This is a genomic window from Pseudomonas sp. Irchel s3a10 (assembly GCF_900187525.1).
In the GTDB taxonomy this organism is placed as follows: Bacteria; Pseudomonadota; Gammaproteobacteria; order Pseudomonadales; family Pseudomonadaceae; genus Aquipseudomonas; species Aquipseudomonas koreensis_G.
Genome location: NZ_FYDR01000001.1, coordinates 819,307 through 840,240, shown reverse-complemented (window position 1 = coordinate 840,240; position 20,934 = coordinate 819,307). Strand labels below are relative to the sequence as shown.

The 20,934-nt window shown below is 55.0% G+C and carries 12 protein-coding genes; 10 read left to right on the top strand and 2 right to left on the bottom strand.

Annotated features, from left to right (window positions below):
- From CKW11_RS03580 to CKW11_RS03540, 9 genes are all read left to right on the top strand, one after another.
- On the top strand, positions 1–11,688 hold the full coding sequence (locus tag CKW11_RS03580; protein ID WP_095136424.1) for a filamentous hemagglutinin N-terminal domain-containing protein: 11,688 nt from the start codon (positions 1–3) through the stop codon (positions 11,686–11,688).
- Positions 11,688–11,972: a hypothetical protein gene (locus CKW11_RS03575; RefSeq protein ID WP_095136423.1), complete on the top strand. Its 285-nt coding sequence runs from the start codon at positions 11,688–11,690 to the stop codon at positions 11,970–11,972. The genes CKW11_RS03580 and CKW11_RS03575 overlap by 1 nt, the downstream gene beginning before the upstream one ends.
- Before the next feature lie 183 nt (positions 11,973–12,155).
- A complete protein-coding gene (locus tag CKW11_RS03570) occupies positions 12,156–12,512 on the top strand; it encodes a hypothetical protein (protein ID WP_143499915.1) in 357 nt (118 codons plus the stop codon).
- 114 nt (positions 12,513–12,626) lie between these two features.
- Positions 12,627–13,319, top strand: coding sequence for a transposase (locus CKW11_RS03565; protein ID WP_095136421.1), 693 nt, complete (start codon positions 12,627–12,629; stop codon positions 13,317–13,319).
- A gap of 85 nt (positions 13,320–13,404) precedes the next feature.
- A complete protein-coding gene (locus CKW11_RS27565) occupies positions 13,405–13,758 on the top strand; it encodes a hypothetical protein (RefSeq protein ID WP_143499913.1) in 354 nt (117 codons plus the stop codon).
- Positions 13,759–14,507: 749 nt separating this feature from the next.
- The gene (locus CKW11_RS03555) at positions 14,508–14,903 is read left to right on the top strand and encodes a hypothetical protein (protein WP_253150066.1); all 396 of its coding nucleotides are present in this window, start codon (positions 14,508–14,510) and stop codon (positions 14,901–14,903) included.
- Between the two features lie 236 nt (positions 14,904–15,139).
- Positions 15,140–15,439: a hypothetical protein gene (locus tag CKW11_RS03550; protein WP_253150072.1), complete on the top strand. Its 300-nt coding sequence runs from the start codon at positions 15,140–15,142 to the stop codon at positions 15,437–15,439.
- 149 nt (positions 15,440–15,588) lie between these two features.
- Positions 15,589–16,227, top strand: coding sequence for a hypothetical protein (locus CKW11_RS03545; RefSeq protein WP_095136418.1), 639 nt, complete (start codon positions 15,589–15,591; stop codon positions 16,225–16,227).
- A 463-nt stretch (positions 16,228–16,690) separates the two neighbouring features.
- Positions 16,691–17,182 (top strand): hypothetical protein, encoded by a 492-nt coding sequence (locus CKW11_RS03540; RefSeq protein WP_143499911.1) that lies wholly within the window; start codon positions 16,691–16,693, stop codon positions 17,180–17,182.
- A 113-nt stretch (positions 17,183–17,295) separates the two neighbouring features.
- Here the strand turns inward: CKW11_RS03540 and CKW11_RS03535 are convergent, their stop codons facing one another.
- Positions 17,296–18,339 (bottom strand): LLM class flavin-dependent oxidoreductase, encoded by a 1,044-nt coding sequence (locus tag CKW11_RS03535; protein ID WP_095136416.1) that lies wholly within the window; start codon positions 18,337–18,339, stop codon positions 17,296–17,298.
- 158 nt (positions 18,340–18,497) lie between these two features.
- Positions 18,498–18,983, bottom strand: coding sequence for a flavin reductase family protein (locus CKW11_RS03530; RefSeq protein ID WP_003225754.1), 486 nt, complete (start codon positions 18,981–18,983; stop codon positions 18,498–18,500).
- 324 nt (positions 18,984–19,307) lie between these two features.
- On the opposite strand from CKW11_RS03530, the gene CKW11_RS03525 reads away from it, so the two are divergent.
- A complete protein-coding gene (locus tag CKW11_RS03525) occupies positions 19,308–20,729 on the top strand; it encodes a cytosine permease (protein WP_095136415.1) in 1,422 nt (473 codons plus the stop codon).
- Positions 20,730–20,934 lie beyond the last annotated feature (205 nt).

The window sequence follows — 20,934 nt, the reverse complement described above, 5'->3', positions numbered from 1 at the left end:
ATGGATGTTCGTCAGTTCGCCTTCCTTGCGGGCCAGCCTTCTGCGGCCGTAAAAAACCGTGAGTCGTTCCTGGGTATGCCCAAGCGCGGGTTGGCGTTCCTGCTGGCGAACGTCATGTTCTGGCAGCCGATGTGGGCGCAGGCCGACGGCATTGTCGTGGCCAACCCCAACACCGCGCTGGACCGGGCCGGCAATGGCGTGCCGATCATTAACATCGCCACGCCCAACGGCAGCGGGCTGTCGCATAACCAGTTCCACGATTACAACGTCGGCGCGCAGGGTGTCATCCTCAACAACGGCTCGGCGCAAACCTCGAACACCCAGTTGGCCGGGCACATCATCGGCAACCCGAACCTGAAAAACAGCGGCTCGGCGCAAGCGATTCTCAACGAAGTCATCAGCGGCAACCCGAGCCAGTTGCGCGGTTACACCGAGGTGGCGGGGCAGTCGGCGCGAGTGATCGTGGCCAACCCGTATGGCATCACTTGTAATGGTTGCGGCTTCATCAATGCACCGCGCGTGACGCTGACCACCGGCAAACCGGTGCTGGATGGCGCGGGCCGGCTGGATCGTTTTCAGGTTGATCAGGGTTCTGTAGCGATCGAAGGCGCCGGCCTCAACGCCAACAACGTCGACCGTTTCGAAATCATCACCCGCAGCGCAAAGATCAACGCGCAACTGCAGGCGCAGAACCTGACGATTGTTGCCGGACGCAACGACGTCAACGCACAGACCTTGAACGCCACGGCCCGTGCCGATGACGGCAGCACCAAACCGCAACTGGCGATTGACTCCTCGGCACTCGGCGGGATGTATGCCGGGGCGATCAAACTGGTCGGCACCGAGGCCGGGGTCGGGGTGAGGCTCGACGGTAAACTGATCGCCAGCGGTGGCGATATTCAGCTCGATGCCAACGGGCAGTTGAGTCTGGCCGATACCTCGGCGACCGGTGCGGTCAACGTCAAGGCGGCCAGTCTCGATGCGCGCGGGCCGGTGTATGCCGGCACAGCATTGAACGTGCAAACCCAAGGCAATCTGACCAACCGCCAGACCCTCGCGGCCCGCGACAGTATTACCCTGAGTGCCGGTGGGCAATTGACCAACGGCGGCGTTATCGAAGCCGGGGTCAACGCCGATGGCGGGCGCAACGGCAACGGTGATCTGAACCTGAGTGCGCAGAGTCTCGACAACACTGGCAAGAGTCTGGTGGCCAGCCGCAGTCTCACCGTCAGCACCGCGCAAACCCTGAGCAACCAGGGCGGTACGTTGAGCGGTCAAAGCACCACGATCAGCACCGGCACACTGGACAACCGCAATGCGGGACGCGTGCTCGGCAATGCGACGCTGAACGTCACCGCCAATCAGCTATTCAACACTCAAGGGGTGATCCATAGCTCGGGCAATCTGACCGGTAGTTTCGGTCAGCTGGACAACAGCAACGGCGAGTTTTCCAGCAGCGGCGTCACCCGGCTCAACGCGGCAACGGTGAACAACCGCAGCGGTCAGATCCTCGGCGACCTGGGGCTGAATATCGACCTCAGCGGCGCGCTGGACAACCGTGATGGCGTGCTCGGCTCGGGCCAGTTGGTGAGTCTGCAGGCGGCCAGCCTGGATAACCGCGATGGCGGTGTGCTCGTCAGCGACGACAGCCTGACCGTGCGTCTGCGCGGCGCACTCGACAACCGCAACAAAGGCGAGATCACCGCCAAGGGCGCCATCGATGCGCAAACCGGCAGCCTCGACAACCGCGACGGCAAAGTCATCGGCAAAACTACGCTGGCACTGCGCAGCGATACGGCAGACAACCGCACAGGCGTGATCCAGGCTGATCAGCAACTGACGCTCAACGTCGATCGCCTGGATAACCGCGACAAGGGCCAGATCACCGGCAAGTCCGGTATCGCTTACGCCGGTACACGTCTGGACAACAGCGGCGGACTCATCAGTGCGGTCGGTCCGGTCAGCCTCAACGCGGGCGAAGTGCAAAACGTCGCAGGTCGGATCTCCAGCCAAGGTGATCTGACTGCGGCCATCGGGTTGCTGCAACAGCAGGGTGGTGCGCTGGTCGCTCAGGGCAATCTGAGCCTGACCGGCAAGACGCTCGACAACCGCAATGGCGGTCTGGTCGGCACCACAAAAGCGCTGACACTGACTGTCGACGACATCGACAACCGCAACGGCGAAATCTCCAGCAGTCTGCTGCTCAGCATCAAAGGCCAGCGCCTGGACAACAGCGACGGCGGCAAGCTGCTGGCCGGCACCGAGCTGGGCCTCGCCGTGGCGAAACTGATCAACCTGAATCAAGGCCTGATCAGCGCCAAGGGCGCAACCACGCTGACCGGCAGCAGCCTGGATAACAGCGGCGGTCGCTTCAACAGTCTCAACGGTCTGGTGATTACCCTCGACGATGCCTTGATCAACGCGCAGGGCACTATCAGCAGCGAGGGCACGCTGACGGCTAATGTCGGCCGGATCGACAACAGCGCCGGTAGCCTGAGCACAGCCGGCGTATTGTCGGTCACCAGTCGTGGCGCGGTGCTCAATCGGGCGGGTTCGATCAGCACCGACAGCTCCTTGACCCTGACCAGTGCCAGCCTCGATAACAGCCAGAAAGGTTTGATCAGCGCCAAAGGCGCCAGCCATGTCGATACCGGCGACGTGGATAACAGCCTGGGCGGCAAACTCACCAGTGAAGCCTCTCTGACGCTCAAGGCCGCTCAGGTCAACAACGCTACTGGCCGGATTGCCAGCCAGCAAGCGTTGAACGTATCGGTCACCGGGCTGGATCAGCAGGGTGGCGAACTGTTCAGCAAATCCGACCTGAGCCTTGATTTGAACCATGGGCAATTGAACAACCAGAACGGTCTGATCAACGCGCCCGGCACCCTGCTGCTGAAAAACCTCAATGGCGTGAACAACCAGAGCGGCGAGATCTCCAGCCAGCAAGCATTCACCCTCGCCGCCAATGACCTGGACAACAGCAACGGCAAGCTGATCAGCCAGCAAGGGCTGACGCTGCGCATTGCTCAAGCCTTGAACAACCTCAAAGGCGTAATTTCTGCGGCGGCACTCGACAGCCATTCCGTGAGCCTCGACAACCAGGATGGCTTGATCAGCAGTCGTGGCCCTCTGGTGCTGACCACCGACAAGACCTTGAACAACCAGTCCGGCACACTCATCGCCGACGGTGAACTGACGCTGACCGCCGATACGCTGGTCAACCAGCAGGGCAGCATTGCCGGCAAGTCCGATGCTTCCATTCAGGTAAAAACCCTGAACAACCAGAACGGTAAACTGATCGCCACCGGTGGGCTCAAACTGACTGCCGAAACCTTCGACAACCGCCAGGGTGGCTTGCTCGGTTCGACCAAGGCCATGACCCTGACGGTCGATGAGCTGGACAACCGTGGCGGCGAAATCACCACCAACAGCGATCTGCTGCTGACCGGTAAAAAACTCGATAACAGCGATGGCGGCAAGATCTTCACCAGCCAGGCACTGACGCTCACGGTCGATCAGTTGCTCAACCGCAACAAGGGCCTGATCGATACGGGCACGCTGCTGAAGCTGCAAGGTCGTACGCTGGACAACAGCGGCGGTGAATTGCTCAGCCAGCAGGACATGCTGCTGAACCTCAGCGGCGACTTCACCAACCACCTCGGTAAAGTCAGCAGCGAAGGCGCGCTGACCGTCAATACTGCGCAACTGAGCAATACCGGTGGCAGCCTGTCCAGCGCTGCAGACCTCACTCTCGACAGCACTGGCAAGGTCGATAACCAGGGCGGACGGATCGTCACCGATGGCCTCCTTGTGCTGAAAAGTACCGGTCTGGATAACCGGCAGAAGGGCACCGTCAGCGGCAAAGGCGCGGTCACGGTCACGACCGGTGATTTCGATAACAGCAGCGGTTCGCTGAGCAGCGCCGACACGCTCGATCTCGTCGCCGGCCAGGTCACCAACAGTGATGCCGGCAGTATCGGCAGCCAGGGCGTACTCACCGCGTCGGTGACAGGCTTCGATCAACAGGGCGGCAAGCTGCTCAGCAACACGCGCCTGAGCCTGGACCTGAACCACGGCCAATTGAACAACATCAACGGCGTGATCAGCGCGCCCGGTACTCTGCTGCTCAAGCAACTCAACGGCGTCAACAACCAGGGAGGCACGATCTCCAGCACTGAATCGTTCACCCTGACCGCGCAGAGCCTGGACAACAGTAACGGCAAACTCCTGAGCAATCAGGGGCTGACCCTGCGCATCGCCAACGCGCTGGACAACGTCAAGGGCCTGATCGGCGCGGCGTCGATCGATGTGCGGGCAGGCAGCCTGAACAACAGCGGTGGCAGCCTGGTCAGCCGTGGCGATCTTGAACTCACGGTCGATGGCCTGCTGCGCAACGATGCCGGCGGCCTGATCAGTGCCGCGCAGGCGCTGAACATCAGCAGCGCCGATCTGAACAACCAGAGCGGCACGTTACTGGGTGTCAGCGCGGTCACGCTCAATGCGATGGCGCTGAACAACCGTGACAGTGGTTTGATCAACAGCAAGGGCAATCTGAAGCTGACCGCGACCAGTCTCGACTCCAGCAATGGCGGGGAAATCTCCGCCGCGGGTGACATCGATCTGACCCTGACGTCGTTGACCCAGAACGGCGGCCGCCTGTTGGGCGACCAAGCCGTTACGCTGGACCTGGCCAATGGCGACCTCGACAACCAGAACGGTCTGCTCACCGCCAAAGGCCCGCTGACCCTCAAACGTCTACGCGACCTGAACAACCAGCGCGGTGAGATCTCCAGCAGCCTGGGTTTCGACGTCATCGCTCGTGCCGTGAATAACAACGCCGGCAAGTTGATCAGCGGCGAAAAACTCTTGCTGCGTGGCACCTCGATCACCAACCAGAAAGGCTTGCTGTCCGGCTGGCAAGAGCTGAGCGTCAGCGGCGACAGCCTCGACAACCGCGACAGCGGCACACTCTCCAGCAAGCTCGGCGATGTCGCGGTCGATCTCAAAGACGCTTTGCTAAACAGTGGTGCCGGTGCGCTGGTTGCCGAGGGCAGCCTGACCGTCAAGGCCGGCAGCCTCGATAACAGCAACAAAGGCATTCTGAGCAGCGGAGCAGGGCAGACCCTCACGCTAAGCGGCGCGCTCAATAACAATCAGGACGGCTTGATCTCCAGTGACGGTGCGCTGGATCTGCTGAGCATGGCGCTGACCAATGTCGGCGGCGCGATCAATGCGCAGCAGGCGATCATCGCCACGGTTTCGCGACTGGACAACAGTGGCGGCCAGATCGCCAGCAACGACGCGATCACCCTCAACCTCAGCGGCGACCTCAACAACAACGGTGGCCGACTGGCTGGCGCAGGCCCCGTGCTGATCAAGGGCGTGACTGATCTGAGCAACCAAAACGGCCAACTCGCCAGCCAGAAAAACCTGGAGCTGTCGACCGGCTCGCTGGACAACAGCAACAAGGGCACCATCGCCGCCAATGATCTGCTACAGATCACCGCCAGCGGCGCAGTACGCAACAATGCTGACGGCTTGATCTACAGCCAGAGCGCCGCCCTGCAACTGAAGGCGGCCAGCCTGAGTAACGGCAAAGGCGCGCTGCAAAGTGAAAACGGCCTGACCCTGGATATCAGCGGCGACCTCGACAACCAGAGCGGCAAGGTCATCGCGCAAAACGGTGATGTGAGCATCAACGCCGCCAATATCGATAACCGTGGCGGGACTCTGTCCAGCATCAAGGGCGCGCTCGAAGCGCGCACGGTAGGTGTACTGCGCAATGGCTACGACCTCAACAACAACCGCCAGGGCGGCATCATTCAGGCGCAGGGTCTGAAGCTGACGGCATTGGCGGGGCTGGACAACAACGGTGGACGCATCTCCGCGCAAGCGACAGATGCGAACATCACCACGGCCGGATTCGATAACCGCAACGGTGTGCTTTATGCCAAAGGTCTGGTGAGCGTCAGCGGCACCAATCTGGACAACGGTGCCGGGCAGATTGCCGGTGAGCGCATCGACTTCGGCCTCAGCGGCGCACTGAGCAACGTTGCGGGCGTCATTGAAAGCAACACGCAACTCGCCGTCAGGGCGGCCAGCGTCAACAACCAGAATGGTCGTCTGCGTTCGCTGGGCAACTGGGGCAAGACTGATTTGCAGATCGGTGGCCAACTCGACAATCGTAACGGCGTGCTGGAAACCGCCAACACCGACATGACCGTCAACGTCGGCAGCTTCCTCAATGACGGCGGGCAACTCAACCACGTCGGCCGTGGCAAGTTCGAGATCTCCACGGCCAATGTGATCGGTGCGGGGGGCAGCATCACCACCGGTGGGCTGCTGGAACTCAATGCTGATACCTGGAACAACTCCAGCGTGATTCAGGCCGGGCGGTTGAACGTCAATGTTCGGCAGTTTAGCCAGACTGTCAGTGGACAGTTGCTCGCATCTGAGTCGCTGCAGGCGCGCGGTGGTAATTGGATAAATAATGGTTTGATCGCCAGTGATGGCGTCATCGATATGCAACTGGGCGGTAGTTATAGCGGCAATGGACGCCTGTCGAGCGTCGGCGGAATTAATCTCACAGCAGCACAATTGACGCTCGATTCTGTTTCCAGTATCGCCAGTGGTGGCGATATGCAGATCAAGATTGGCGGCTTGCTCAACAACGCCGGACGTCTGACATCCAACGCAGATCTTACCGTTGAAGCCGGCAGCCTCAACAATACAGGCACCTTGGGCGGCGCTCAGTCGGTAACGATCAAGACGCCGAACCTGGTGAATGATCGTGGCCTGATTTTCAGTGGTGAGAACACCAACCTTGAGGTCACTAGCCTCACTAATAGCTACGGTGACTTCTACAGTTTGGGCGACCTGACTATCAAGGGTTACGGAGGTGTAGAGCGGGCCAATATTCTGGAAAACATTTCCGGGACTATGGAAAGCGTTGGCAATATGTCGATCAACGCCGCGACACTGAACAACCGTGGAGAAAAGTTTGAAGTATCGCGAAAGTTGGTCTCCGGGTTCATTGCAACCAAGTGCAATGACTGCAGCGGTGATACCTATTACGTCGACTTTGGCCTGAAAGAAATTTACGAAGGGGGCGTGTCCGATCAGTCTCCCGGCGCGAAATTGACGTCCGGTGGGAACTTTACTTTCAACGGTGGAGACTTCCTCAACAGTCGCAGTGAAGTGGTGGCTGCTCGTGACATCACCGTCAATGCTGCCAACTTCAGCAACGTCGGTGCTTCCGCCGGCACTATCGAGCGCACGCGGATCTACAAGATGCCGGGCATTACTGACGGCACGTATTCACGCTTCATGCGTGGGGATGTCTGGGAGTACAACCAGCGCAATGATAATGGACCGCTGACGTTCCACTACATGGATGATGCCGGGCAGTTCCGTACTGGCAAGCATGCGAAGGAAACGTTTTTCCGCAAGGGGAGCGAAGAGGTACGCGATATTCTGGTCGATGCGGAAACCGGCCAGAAACTCATGAAGTACGGTGCCTATCAGCATCCGGCCACGGGTCAGAAATCAGAATACGACCCGAACAATTTGCTTTCGATTCCAGCCGCTCTTGCCAATTTGACGCCGGAAAGTGACATCGAAATTTCCCGTGATGGCGGGGCTGTGCAGAGCGCTGTGGTGCAGGCGGGGGGCAAGGTGAATATCACCGCGTCCCAGAACCTGACCAACAGCGTTATCCATCAAGACTACGGCTTCAGTGCAGGAGTCGACCGTCGCCAAAACACACAAGGCGGTGGTACAGGTAAACCGTTGCTGGTGCACCTTAACAGCCAACTGCCGCCGGACCTCGCCCAGCAGCAGGTCAACCCGCTGTCCCTGCCAGGCTTTTCCCTGCCAACCGGGGAAAACGGTCTGTTCCGCCTGAGCGGCCAGGGCGCCGCTGATACTGTGCCAGTCGCCGCGACCGGCCCGGCGCCAACCTGGACCGTAGGTGGGCAAACCGTCACTACCGAGGCACACGTAGTAGCCGGAAGCAGTGGTGGCCCGCGCAACCTTTTCGTTGACGCCCCTCCTGCAGTCTCCGACAGCACACGCGCAGTAGATACGTTCCACCGCACCCCGAGCATCGTGCAGGCCGTCGCCAGCACGGTCGACGTCAACGTGCCGGTGAAACCCGCCGATCCGGGCATGAAAGACCGCGGCAACGACGCCAGGGAGTCAATCGACACTCGTCCGGTGACCCGCGTCACCGGTCTGCCGGACACCAAGGCGCCGTCCAACGCGCACAAATACCTGATCGAAACCAACCCGGTGCTGACCGACCTCAAGTCGTTCATGAGCTCCGACTACCTGCTGGAAAAACTCGGCTACGACCCCGACCAGAGCGCCAAACGTCTGGGCGACGGCCTCTACGAGCAACGCCTGATCCAGCAAGCCGTCACCGCCCGCACCGGCCAGGCGTTCATCGACGGCCAGACCTCCAACGAAGGCATGTTCAAGTACCTGATGAACAACGCCATCGCCAGCAAGGACGCCCTCAACCTGTCGGTAGGCGTCGGCCTCACCTCGCAGCAAGTTGCCGCGCTGACGCACGACATCGTCTGGCTCGAAGAGCACGAAGTGAACGGCGAAAAAGTGCTGGTGCCGGTGGTTTATCTGGCGCAGGCCAATGGTCGCCTCGGCCCGACCGGTGCGTTGATTGCCGGTAATGATGTGACGCTGATTGCCGGTGAGAACCTGGACAACGTCGGGACGTTGAAGGCGACGAATAACCTGTCGGCGACGGCGGGCAAGGATCTGGTCAACAGTGGCGTGATTGAGGCGGGCAATCGACTTGATCTGTTGGCGACCAACAATATCGTCAACAAGTCCGGCGGGATCATCACCGGGCGCGATGTGAACCTGACGACTCGCACCGGGGATGTGATCAACGAACGCACCATCACCTCGTCCGACAACAGCACCCGCTTCGGCACCCAGCATCATGACTACGCCGACAACGCGGCGCGGATCGAAGCGGCCAATGATCTGACCGTCAAAGCGGCCAACGACATCAACATCACCGGTGGCGTGATGAAAAGCGGCCAGGACATGGTCCTGAATGCCGGGCGCGACATTAACGTGTCGTCGGTGCAAGTCACCAACAGCGTGTTCCACGACGATCGGCACAACAGCAGCGACATCACCCAACTGGGCGCTGACATCGATGCTGGGCGTGACTTCAAGGCTGATGCGAGTCGTGATCTTACAGTCATCGCCAGTCAGATCGACGCCAAGCGTGACCTTGCGATGTCAGCTACGGAAAACCTGACTGTTAGTTCGGCTGCTGATGAAGAACATTCTTTATCCAAGAATAAGAAAGTTACCCGTCAGGAAGATCACGTTAGCCAGGTCATGTCCGGTATTACCGCAGGCGGTGATGTGGCGTTGGCTGCGGGCCAGAATCTTGCGGTGATCTCCAGCCGTATCACCTCAGGGGATGAGGCTTATCTGGTGGCCGGGGACCGTATCGATATCCTAGCCGCGCAAGACACGGATTACTCGTTGTATGACATGAAGAAAAAGGGCAGCTTCGGCAGCAAAAAAACCAAGCGCGACGAAGTCACTAGCGTCACTCATGTCGGCACTGAAATCACCACAGGTGGAGACCTGATTTTGGTCAGCGGTGGTGATCAGCGCTATCAAGTGGCGAAGCTTGATAGCGGTAACAACCTGATGGTGCAAAGCGGTGGTTCCGTGACCTTTGAAGGGGTAAAGGACCTCAAGCAGGAAAGTCACGAAAAAAGCAGTAGTAGTCTGTCCTGGAACTCCATGAAGGGTAAGGGGCACACCGACGAAACCTTGCGACAAAGTGAATTGACCGCGGAGGGGAATCTGGTGATCAGAGCGGTCGATGGCCTGAAGATTGATATCAGGCAAATCGACCAGAAAACGGTGAGTCAGACCATTGAGACAATGGTGCAGGCTAATCCGCAGTTAGCTTGGTTGAAGGACGCCGAGCAACGCGGAGATGTCGATTGGCGCAAGGTGCAGGAGGCTCATGAGAGCTTCAAGTACAGCCACTCTGGACTTGGTCAGGGTGCGATGTTGGCGATCATCATCATCGTGACCGCATTGACTGCGGGTGCAGCAAGTGCCGCTGTAGGTACGGCGGCTGGAGCGACGGCAGGGTCGGGAACCGCCATGGCGGCTGCAGGAACTTCGCTTGCAGGCACGGCGACTGCCGCCGGTTGGGCGAATATTGCTGCAACTGCTGTGTTGACGTCTGCTGCCAGTGGCGCAGTGATCAGTACGATCAATAATGGAGGGAATCTGGGAGCAGTTATCAAGGATGTCACTTCAACCGACAGTCTGAAAAATTATGTAGCGGCTGGGGTTAGTGGTGGCATTGCGGGTCAGGCTATTGGTGTTCGATTGGCGGTTAATTCGGCACTGAAAACTGTTGTCAACGGTGGGAAGTTCAAAGACAACTTGAGTCAGGCGGTAATCGGCCTGGCGGCAGATGCCTTGAGCGGTGCCATTTACGAAAAAGTCGGTGATAGCCTTCTTGGCAGTGGTTTACCAACCAAAGTCGCCGTGCATGCGATTGTCGGTGGATTGATCGGTGAAGCTGCCGGTGGAGACTTTGCAACCTCCGCATTGGCTGCCGGCGCGAACAAGGCACTCATTGACTTAGCCGGGGAGAAAATATTCCCGGGTGCTGCGCACGATCAAGTACTGGCCATGACCTCTCAACTGCTGGGCATGACGGTAGCTGCCGCAGCGGGAGGAAGCGATAAAGATCAACAAGTTGCAGGATGGGTGGCACAGCAGGCTACGGCTAATAACTACTTGACCCATGCGCAGAAAGAGGCCATTTCCAAGCAATTGGTAGAGGCGTGCGGGAAGGATGTGCAATGTCAGGAAAATGAGCTGAACAAGTGGAAGCCTATAGCCGATAGCCAGAATGGTTTCAATGAGGCTGAGCAGGCTCAATTTGACCAGGCCAGCAAGACCCTGGGAGAGAAATTGCTGCTGAATTGTCAGTCGGATTTCTGTAAGGCTTTCACTTTAGTCAGCGTAAAAATGGCGAACCTGAGCTGTGGCACTATCTCGTGCTTGCGAGAAACAGCCGGAGAAACTCAAAAGTCGCAATACCTGCTGCAAGGGCAATGGGGTAAACTTTTTCTTGATGCGTTAGGAGATGGTGGTGCCATCGCGGGTGCGATTCTCCCAGTCCTTACGGCCTCCAAAGCAGTGGGGGGTGCAGAAGCAATTATTGATGGCGCAGGTGGTGTAAAAGTAACTGGTGGCACTGTCGGAAAGGTGGATGATCTAGCTACCAGTGGCTTAAGTTCAGGGTCAAACCTTCCAAGTGGAACAGGCCTTGGTGGTTTCAAGGTCGGCTTAAGTGCAGACGACATCACTGCTATAAATTCACAGTTTGGCGGTTCGGTTTCATTTAGAGAAGTTGATACGGCTATTGCAAATGCTGCCAATTATGATGGTTTTTATAATAAGGTTGGCTCAATGATCAGGGATATTGCTGGCGGGCATCTGTTTGATAATGGGAACAAGCGAACTGCCGTTGAGGTGGTTGAGCAGTTGATTATAAGAAACGGCGTGGATGGCCCGCCAAAACAAATTATTTGGAATGTGGTAGATAAAGTTGCGACAGGGGAGCTGACTAATGTCCAAGATATTTCAAAAGCATTAAGAGGGCTGGATTAATGTCTTTCTATGAGCTTTCTGAAAAGTATGCAGCCCGTTTCGGTTCGCCAAGTATGAATAGCGTCGGGCTAGAGGAGTTTATTCAAATACTAGAGTTGGTGGCGATGAAAAATAAGGGCTTTTTCATCTTTAAGGTGGATGGTGAAAGAGAGAGTAATGTTTATACTTTTGTTTTAAATATGTCGACAGGTAACAATGTTGTAATAAGGAAAGATACAGATAGCGTGCGGGAAGGTATGGAGTATTTTTTTTCTGAGCTTGAGCGGCTCGGCATATATCCATAACTTGATGTTTAGATATTTTGCCTAGCCTCGATTGCATAACCCATATTGATGTTTTCTGAAAAGGTAAATGGGGACAGACCACGTTTAGAAAGCACTCCGAAAATGTGGTCTGTCCCCGTTAACCCTTTGTTATAGGAAATAGTCCTGAAGATTGGTGACGTTGTTGAGTTGGAAGGGTGGCTGGTGATTATTGGCTTTAGGCTCTTTCTCGTGCTGGAGAAGTATTCTGAAAATTACGAAGAAGGTGATAGGGTTGAAATATCCAGACCGGAAATTATGTTTTCCATAATGGATAAGATTTTTCCTTTGGGTGGCGGAAAAAGTTCTATTTTTCATCGGGCGAGGATTGCCGGTGTTTTAGAGAATGTCTTGCCGATAAAAGTTAAGGCAACCTCCATATTTGTTGAGGAGCGAGGGGGAAGCTTTATTTGTATAGATCTTGAGGATGACAGTCTTGAGAAGAACAAGCCTCGGTATGATGAATTTCTTAGGAGGAATCAAGGCATAAAATCCGATGATTGGCTTGATTATTTAGGGTAAGTGGGGACAGGTCGCGTTTAATATAATTGACTGAAACAATACGTAAAATTTTTTCGTCATTTGAGTCTTGCAGCGCGCTAAGCTTTCAGTTCGACCAATTGAAAGGATTCATTGATGCCGCGCAGATCCCGAGTTTTGATACCAGGCGTACCTCTGCACTTGATTCAACGAGGAAATAATAGATCTGTTTGTTTTTTTAACGAGGAAGACTACCTTTTTTACTTGGAGCTTCTAGTCGAGCAGGCCTCTAAAAGTAATTGTGATATTCATGCGTGGTGCCTAATGACTAATCACGTTCATTTGTTAGTCAGTCCTCGTAATGCCAACAGCTCAAGCCTGCTGATGAAAGGTGTTGGCGAGAGATACGTCCAATATATAAATCGTACATATGGTCGCAGCGGAAGTTTGTGGGAAGGCCGGTATCGTTCCTGCCTTGTTGAGAGCGAACGATATTTGTTGTGCTGTTATCGATACATCGAAATGAATCCCGTTAGAGCGAAAATGGTAATTCATCCGGCAGAATATCGCTGGTCAAGTTACCGTGTTAATGCACAATCAGAACGCTCACACATTGTTACCCCTCATGAGCAGTATTTGGCGCTTGGAGGGCGGGGTGGGCACCCGGCAGATGCTTACCGCGAACTGTTCAAAAATGACTTAGAGTCAGAATTGGTTGACCAGATTCGTGAGGCGACCAATGGAAATAATGTTTTTGGCGGTTCAAAATTTGCTGTTGAGGTCGAGACAATGATCGGTCGCCGCGTGCAGAGAGGGAGCCCGGGACGGCCGAAAAAGTCGACCATCTAGTGAAAACGTGGTCTGTCCCCGTTTTCTCCCTGCGCAAAAGCACGCCGTCGTACGTTTTGAACGATATTTGGCCTTTGAGAACGGCGTGGAACTACGCATTCCCGTCAGTGAGATGCCTTACATTCTTGCTGATAGAACAGGGTTTTTGGTCGTCTTCAATGAGGTACCATCAAAATTTGGCATGTCTGTATTTCCTTGGTTTTTTAACTGTCCAAATAATGCGGCGATTTACAACTCTGATGGTTCCTTACGCTTCCAATTAAAAAGCGCTCATGGTGTGGGAAGCTATATTGGTGCTGTGCACTATACGTCAACGCCCACAAACCCAAATGCGTTAGGTGTTTTGGTAGGATGCGTAGGGCATGACCCAGAGTGGCTTTATTTGGTTGATCCAGATAGCCCTGAATTAATTTCTACAGGGAAGTGGATTCGCTATTAGTTTAAATAAAAGAGAGCTAAATGGGGCAGACCTTGTAAAGGTGAAATGGGAAGGTAAATGGGGATAGACCACGTTTAGAAAGCACTCCGAAAATGTCCCCGTTAACCTTCATCTGTCCCCGTTAACCTGTCACAGATTTATTTTTACCGAAGGTTGTAATCGACAAGGTCAACGCTTTCTGGAATAAGAAATGACTCCAATAAAGGTCAGGTTTCGTTTATACCCAGTGCTGGTTCTGAAGGCGGTGATGTTTTTTTACCTCGTCGGATTGCTTGGAAGTTTGATAGGCGCGGTTATTATCTATTGTAAACTTGGAGTTTGGGGTTTTAGTGGTGAGGACCTGTTGGTTTCTTTGAGATTTTCGCTTATCTACGGTTTTTTTGGTGGAAGCGGTATCTGGATTTTCGCAAAAATGGAGGAGATCAAAAGGCGAAAGAAGGAGAAGGTTTAAGCCTTACCGATCCGCGAGCACGCTCCGAGGCTTTGCGCCTGATGATGACGCCCCGTCATGCAGAGCTTTTTGGGTAAATGGGGACAGACCACGTTTAGAAAGTACTCGGGAAATGTGGTCTGTCCCCGTTAACCTCTCAGGCGGTTCTGCATAGCTTAAGGTTGAAGTGATGAAAATTTTTAAGGGTAATATCGCTAAAGAATCATTGAATTTATTTGCTTCGAACATCGGTTCCGAGGAGTTTTTTTCGTATGTAGGAAATCTTGTTTCGTTGTAACAAACCATTTCTGTTCTAGGTTTGCTTTCTCCTGATTTTATTGAGTTTGAAGGGCATGTTTTTTGGTTGCCTAACGCTGAGCAGTTCGACACGCAAAAGTTTTCTTTGAAGGGGCTGGTTGAAATAGAAGCTGGCGTGTTGGAAAAAAGTGAATTGCGTAGAGACGTTGAGCGATACAGAAATAATTTTTCAATAAATCAGTTCTTTTCAAAATGGGAAGAAGCGCCGGACCGCCACGTGTTTAAGGTCGGTCTGTCGGAAGAAGACTATCGTCTTTGTCACATGTTTGCCGAGCAGCTCACTGGATATTGGAGACGCGCATTATCAGATTGCTTTCCAGACAAGGTGTTTCAGTTTGAAATTGCTGACGATCTTCTCGATGAATATGGCGTTTGTCTGACATTCTGGCAGTTGTAGCTATGGTTGTAGCCTCCAACAATTAATAGTGCGGATCACGTTTATAAAAATACTTCGAATACATGTTCTGCCACTTTTATGTGCGGTGGGCAGATACTTCTAGGCAGTAAATGGGGACAGACCACGTTTAGAAAGCGCTTCGAAAATGTGGTCTGTCCCCGTTAACCTGATATGAAAAATCACAACGCAGAAACAGCTGCCGCCTGCGCTGCAGCCCGGAAGAACTATTGAGTGATGTGGATATGATTGTTCGAGAAATTGGGCGAGAAGAGCCTGTGCAGGTGTTCGGTATTTACTGGATAGAGAGCGAGCGCTTTTACTGGGTTATTCCTTATGATGGCTACGGTGGCCTGATGTCGCTCAGTGATAGAGAGGTCAATGTCGTTGACTCTTCTCTGTCAAATGATCTCATCCTCTGCAAGGATGGGGAGGGAGGGGACATGATTCTGCATTGGGCAGCGGAAGATTTGATTGAAGAGCTTGTGGAGCGTGATCCAAAGGCAATGGCCGAGTTCTTGGAGCGCATGAAAGGCTGATGATGGGTAAATGGGGACAGACCACGTTTAGGAGGGGGCGAGAATGGAGCGGATTTATGTTTTTTTCTGTGATGAAGTTGATTCGCAGAATGACGATCCAGTCAAGGCTCGCATCTGGAACAACCAGATAAGGTCATAATGGAGATCTTATGGACTCAAAAACATACAGGCTTTTAAACGATATCCCGGAACACGCTGATTATGCTGTAGAAGCCGGAGACTTGGATCCAGAGGATATTCCTCAGGAGCGAGTTGACGCAGTGGAGGAGTTGCTGTGCCGCACTCAGGACGATAATGAACGGTTTCTTGCTGCGAAGCTTTTGACCAATTGGGGATGCCCAAGCGGTTTGATGGCTCTCGAGAAGTGCTTGGAAAAACCTGAAAGTATTGAGGGGACGTATAGCCATCGATTACACGGTTATGACGATACTTATTGCCATGTACTTTTTGCACTGACTCAATATTATGCCAATATGGCTGATCGGGGCCACGCGGAGCTCGCGAGAGCTGAAGTATTTCCACTTGTTTCGAAAATAATTGTATTGGCGAGTAGTCAGCCATTTGAAATCATTGGTGCACTTGATTTTGCGAGGAGAACAGGGAATCAAGAATATCTACCTTTCATAAAAGACCATCTTCTCTCGATAATCGATCACTTTGATTTGCACCGATGGAAGATTTACGATGCTATCGTATTTCTTCTAGAGATTGACGCCGATTTTGTAGCCTCTGTATTGAAGCAAAAAAACAAAATAATTGAAGACTTCAAGCCGATGCACGGTGCATAGTTACTGCAGGTCCACACGAAGAAGCAAGTCTGGATATTATTGATTGTAGTTGCCGCTAATGAATGAATCCTATGGAGTGAAGTGCGAGCAGTGTGGAGGCAATTTGATTGTCTTCAAAGAAGGTAGTACACAGGGAGCCCGCTGTGATCAGTGTGACTGGTCGGTGGTGACAACGAATATGCCCGGTATCCAGCTGGATAGGTGCAGGTATGAACTTCGCTGTCGCGGCGACTATCGGAATCAGGCTCAGGTGAGTGCTGTCTCCGAGGTGACAGGTCAAAATTATTTACTGTCCAGGATTACACTCCAGCAAGGCGATACTCTGGTATTCAGCGGTCAGGCGCAGGAGGTTTTACAGGCTAGAAATATTCTTGTGTCGGCTGGGGTTGTTTGTGAAATTACGCCTGATTTTCCCTGGATATGAATGAATTTGGCGATGACAACGGTTTTTCGGAGGCGGGCTATGAATCAACAACAGCAGGGCTTGATGATTGATCTGGTATCGTATCGGATCTCAAAAGACTGTTTTCTTGAGTCTCTATTTAAGGGTGGGGATATCCCCGAAGATTACCTGCGTGCTGAACTGGAAACTGCCCTTGAAATTAAAGACGCTGATAGTTTGGAATGCTTGCTGATATTCGGTGCGGTGTTCGGCTACACTCAGGACTGTGCGGATGTGTTATGCCGCTTACTCGTTGAAGATTGGCACATCAGTCACGAGAATATTGCGAGGGAATTGAAGGTTTTCAGATACCCTGGGGCGGTTGACTATTTATTCAAGACGGCGCTCACCCGTTATCCGTATATCGCTTCCGAGCATGCTCTAGGTGTGAAATGCATTTATGCTTTACACGAGATTGGTACCGATAAGGCTAGAGAAAAATTGCAATTGCTGGCCAAGGTTGATAACGCTGAAATGTCCGAGCGTGCACGCCATTTATTGGCGCGAGTGTGATGCTGCTTCAAAAGTGGTTGAGTTCGCAGGCAGGAACATGCATTTTCCTCATTTAAAATAAAAAGCCCCGAATTGCTCGGGGCTTTTTGTCAGTCCAGAGAAATGGTAGTGGCTCAGCGAAACGCCGGCACCACATCCCTGATAAACAACTCCAACGATTTCTTCTTCTCCGCATGCGGCAGACTGTTGTCACACCAGAAACTGAACTCATCCACCCCCAGCTCCTGGTAGTACTTGATCCGCGGAATAATCTCTTCCGGCGTACCAATCATCGCCGTGTTGTGCAGGCTCTCCAGCTCAAACTCCGGACGCCCGGCAAACTTCTCTTCCGGGCTCGGAGCGAGGAAGCCGTTGACTGGCACCTCCTTGTTGCCAAACCACGCATCGAAGGTGCGATAGAACCGTGAGATCGCCTTGGCGCCGACTTTCCAGCCGTCCGGATCGTCCGCCGAGTGCACGTGGGTGTGGCGCAGCACCATCAATTGCGGGCGCGGGACGTCGGGGTTGTTGTCCAGTGCGGCCTGGAACTTGTTCTTCAGGTCGACGACTTCTTCGTCGCCTTTCATAAGCGGCGTGACCATGACGTTGCAGCCGTTGGCCACGGCGAAGTTGTGCGAATCCGGGTCGCGGGCGGCGATCCACATTGGCGGATTCGGTTTCTGAATCGGCTTCGGCACGCTGGTGGAGGTCGGGAATTTCCAGATGTCGCCGTCGTGGGCGTAGTCGCCTTGCCACAAAGCGCGGACTACGGGGACCATTTCGCGCAGGGCCTGACCGCCGCTGGAGGCGGGCATGCCGCCGGCCATGCGATCGAATTCGACCTGATAGGCGCCACGGGCCAGGCCGACTTCCATGCGTCCGTTGCTGATGACGTCGAGCAGCGCGCATTCACCAGCGACCCGCAGTGGGTGCCAGAACGGCGCGATGATGGTGCCGGCGCCCAGGTGAATGGTGGTGGTTTTGGCGGCGAGGTAGGCCAGCAGCGGCATCGGGCTGGGCGAGATGGTGTATTCCATCGCGTGGTGTTCGCCGATCCACACGGTGCTGAAACCGCCGGCCTCGGCCATCAGGGTCAGTTCGGTCAGGTCTTCGAACAGTTGGCGGTGGCTGACGCTTTCGTCCCAGCGTTCCATGTGGATGAACAGGGAAAATTTCATGACGCTTCCTCGGATCTTTTGTTATTGAGGCTACAAAACTGTGTGGGAGGGGCTTGCTCCCGAAAGCGGTGGGTCAATCGACATCTCTGGTGGCTGACACATCGCCTTCGGGAGCAAGCCCCCTCCCACAGTGGATTTGTGTGGGGTTGAAGTTTTGCTCAGGCCAGAACGGGCAGGGCGCCCATCTTGCCGTGGCAATACACCAGCGGCCCGGTGTGCTGCTCCGGGACGATCAGATTCTTCACCGCGCCGACCATGATCGCGTGGTCACCACCTTCGTATTCGCGCCACAACTCACACTCGATGATAGCCGTCGCGTTGGCCAGGATTGGGTTGCCCAGCTCGCTCAACGTCCACTCGATGCCTTGCGCCTTATCCTTGCCTTTACGGGCGAAGGCGTAGGCTTCGCTTTGCTGGCCGCCGGACAGGACGTGGATCGCGAAGCGTTTGTTCTTGATCAGCACAGGGTAGGAGTCGGAGCTGTAGTTGGGGCAGAACAGCACCAGCGCCGGGTCCATCGACAGTGAACTGAAGGCGCTGGCGGTGAGGCCGACGATCTGGCCGTCATCGTCCAGCGTGGTGATGACAGTGACGCCGGACGGAAACGAGCCCATGACTTGTTTGTAAATGGCAGCATCGATCATTGGACGGTCCTCGGGTGTTGTGACGCGATTTTTATGTATTTGTTGGTCTGATGGTATACCAGTATTTTTTCTTTGCAAGGGCTTTTAGGCTGAACCGATAAACGTGGTGCTTTCGTCGGAAACTCAGCGTTTATTGGGCTTTCGGCTGGCCTGCAGGTCGCGGTATCAGTGAGGATGGCGGATCAGCTAGCGCCGTAAACTACGGATCAGTCTTGTGAAATGTTTGGAATACCATAATATGGTCTGCATCTGAGGGGCGACCGCAGAGTCCCCCCGGTTTGGCTTCATACAAAGATAAGAACAGACAAACTCGAGTTCATGCATATGTCCCAGATGTCCCGGCAAGATCCGTTGATCGAGAATCACACGGTCGACTACGTCCCACTCGCGGAACGCCACGGGAAGGCCCGCGACCTTTTCACCTTATGGTTCAGCACCAACATCGCGCCACTGCCCATCGTCACCGGCGCCATGGTGGTTCAGGTGTTCCATCTCGATTTGCTTTGGGGGCTGCTGGCGATTGCGCTGGGGCACCTGATCGGCGGGGTGGTGATCGCTCTGGCGTCGGCGCAAGGCCCGCGCATGGGCATTCCGCAAATGGTCCAGAGTCGTGGCCAGTTCGGGCGTTACGGCGCACTGCTGATCGTGTTTTTTGCGGCGCTGATCTACATCGGTTTCTTCATTTCCAACATCGTGCTTGCCGGTAAATCGATTGTCGGCATCGCACCGTCAGTGCCGGTACCGCTGAGCATTTTGATCGGCGCACTGGCGGCCACGGCGATTGGCGTGATCGGCTACAACTTCATCCACACGCTGAACCGCATCGGCACCTGGGTGATGGGCAGCGCGCTGCTCGCCGGTTTCATCTACATCTTCGCCCACGACTTGCCGGCAGACTTCCTGACGCGCGGCAGCTTCAACCTGTCGGGCTGGCTGGCGACGGTGTCGCTGGGGATTATCTGGCAGATCAGCTTCTCGCCGTACGTGTCCGACTATTCGCGTTACCTGCCGGCGGATATCGGTATCGCCAAACCGTTCTGGGCCACTTATCTGGGGGCGACGCTGGGGACGATTCTGTCGTTCAGCTTCGGCGCCGTGGCGGTACTGGCAACGCCGGAAGGCACCGAGGCGATGGCGGCGGTCAGGCAGTCCACCGGGTGGCTGGGGCCGATTCTGATGGTGTTGTTCCTGCTCAACATCATCAGCCATAACGCGCTGAATCTGTATGGCGCGGTGCTGTCGATCATCACCTCGATCCAGACCTTTGCCGATCAGTGGACGCCGAGCATCAAGGTGCGTGTGGTGTTGTCGAGTGTGGTGCTGGCGGGTTGCTGCGTGGTAGCGCTGGGGGCCTCGGCGGATTTCATTTCGCAGTTCATCGGGCTGATTCTGGCGTTGCTGCTGGTGCTGGTGCCGTGGGCGTCGATCAACCTGATCGACTTCTACCTGATCAAGCGTGGCAGCTATGACATCAGCTCGATTTTTCGCGCGGACGGCGGCATTTACGGGCGCTTCAATCCGCACGCGATCATTGCCTATTTCATCGGGATCATTGTGCAACTGCCGTTCGCCAATACGTCGCTGTACGTCGGGCCGTACGCCAATCTGGTGGACGGTGCGGATCTGTCGTGGCTGTTCGGCCTGGTGGTGACGGTGCCGTTGTATTACTGCCTCGCCACACGCGGGCAGACGCAGAAGCAACGTGGCGTGGGGATTTATCCCCGATCGGCTGCGAAGCAGTCGTGAAGTCAGCGAGTGCGGCACCCTTTGAGATATAAAGGGGGCCGCTTCGCGACCCATCGGGGATAAATCCCCTCACTACAAGTGATCTCCTCCCAGACTCCGCATTCCAGCGGACATTCAAATTGGCCATTTCGATCCCCTTTTGGCCCGTCAACCACTGTGCCGCGGCCCCGCGGTCGGCAAGAATCAAAGCCATAACGAAACGCTG

Coding starts and splice junctions, on each gene's coding strand:
- CKW11_RS03530 (WP_003225754.1), bottom strand. CDS start 18,983: ATGATCGATGCTGCCATTTACAAACAAGTCATGGGCTCGTTTCCGTCC.
- CKW11_RS03545 (WP_095136418.1), top strand. CDS start 15,589: ATGGACTCAAAAACATACAGGCTTTTAAACGATATCCCGGAACACGCT.
- CKW11_RS03535 (WP_095136416.1), bottom strand. CDS start 18,339: ATGAAATTTTCCCTGTTCATCCACATGGAACGCTGGGACGAAAGCGTC.
- CKW11_RS03565 (WP_095136421.1), top strand. CDS start 12,627: ATGCCGCGCAGATCCCGAGTTTTGATACCAGGCGTACCTCTGCACTTG.
- CKW11_RS03540 (WP_143499911.1), top strand. CDS start 16,691: ATGAATCAACAACAGCAGGGCTTGATGATTGATCTGGTATCGTATCGG.
- CKW11_RS03580 (WP_095136424.1), top strand. CDS start 1: ATGGATGTTCGTCAGTTCGCCTTCCTTGCGGGCCAGCCTTCTGCGGCC.
- CKW11_RS03575 (WP_095136423.1), top strand. CDS start 11,688: ATGTCTTTCTATGAGCTTTCTGAAAAGTATGCAGCCCGTTTCGGTTCG.
- CKW11_RS03525 (WP_095136415.1), top strand. CDS start 19,308: ATGTCCCAGATGTCCCGGCAAGATCCGTTGATCGAGAATCACACGGTC.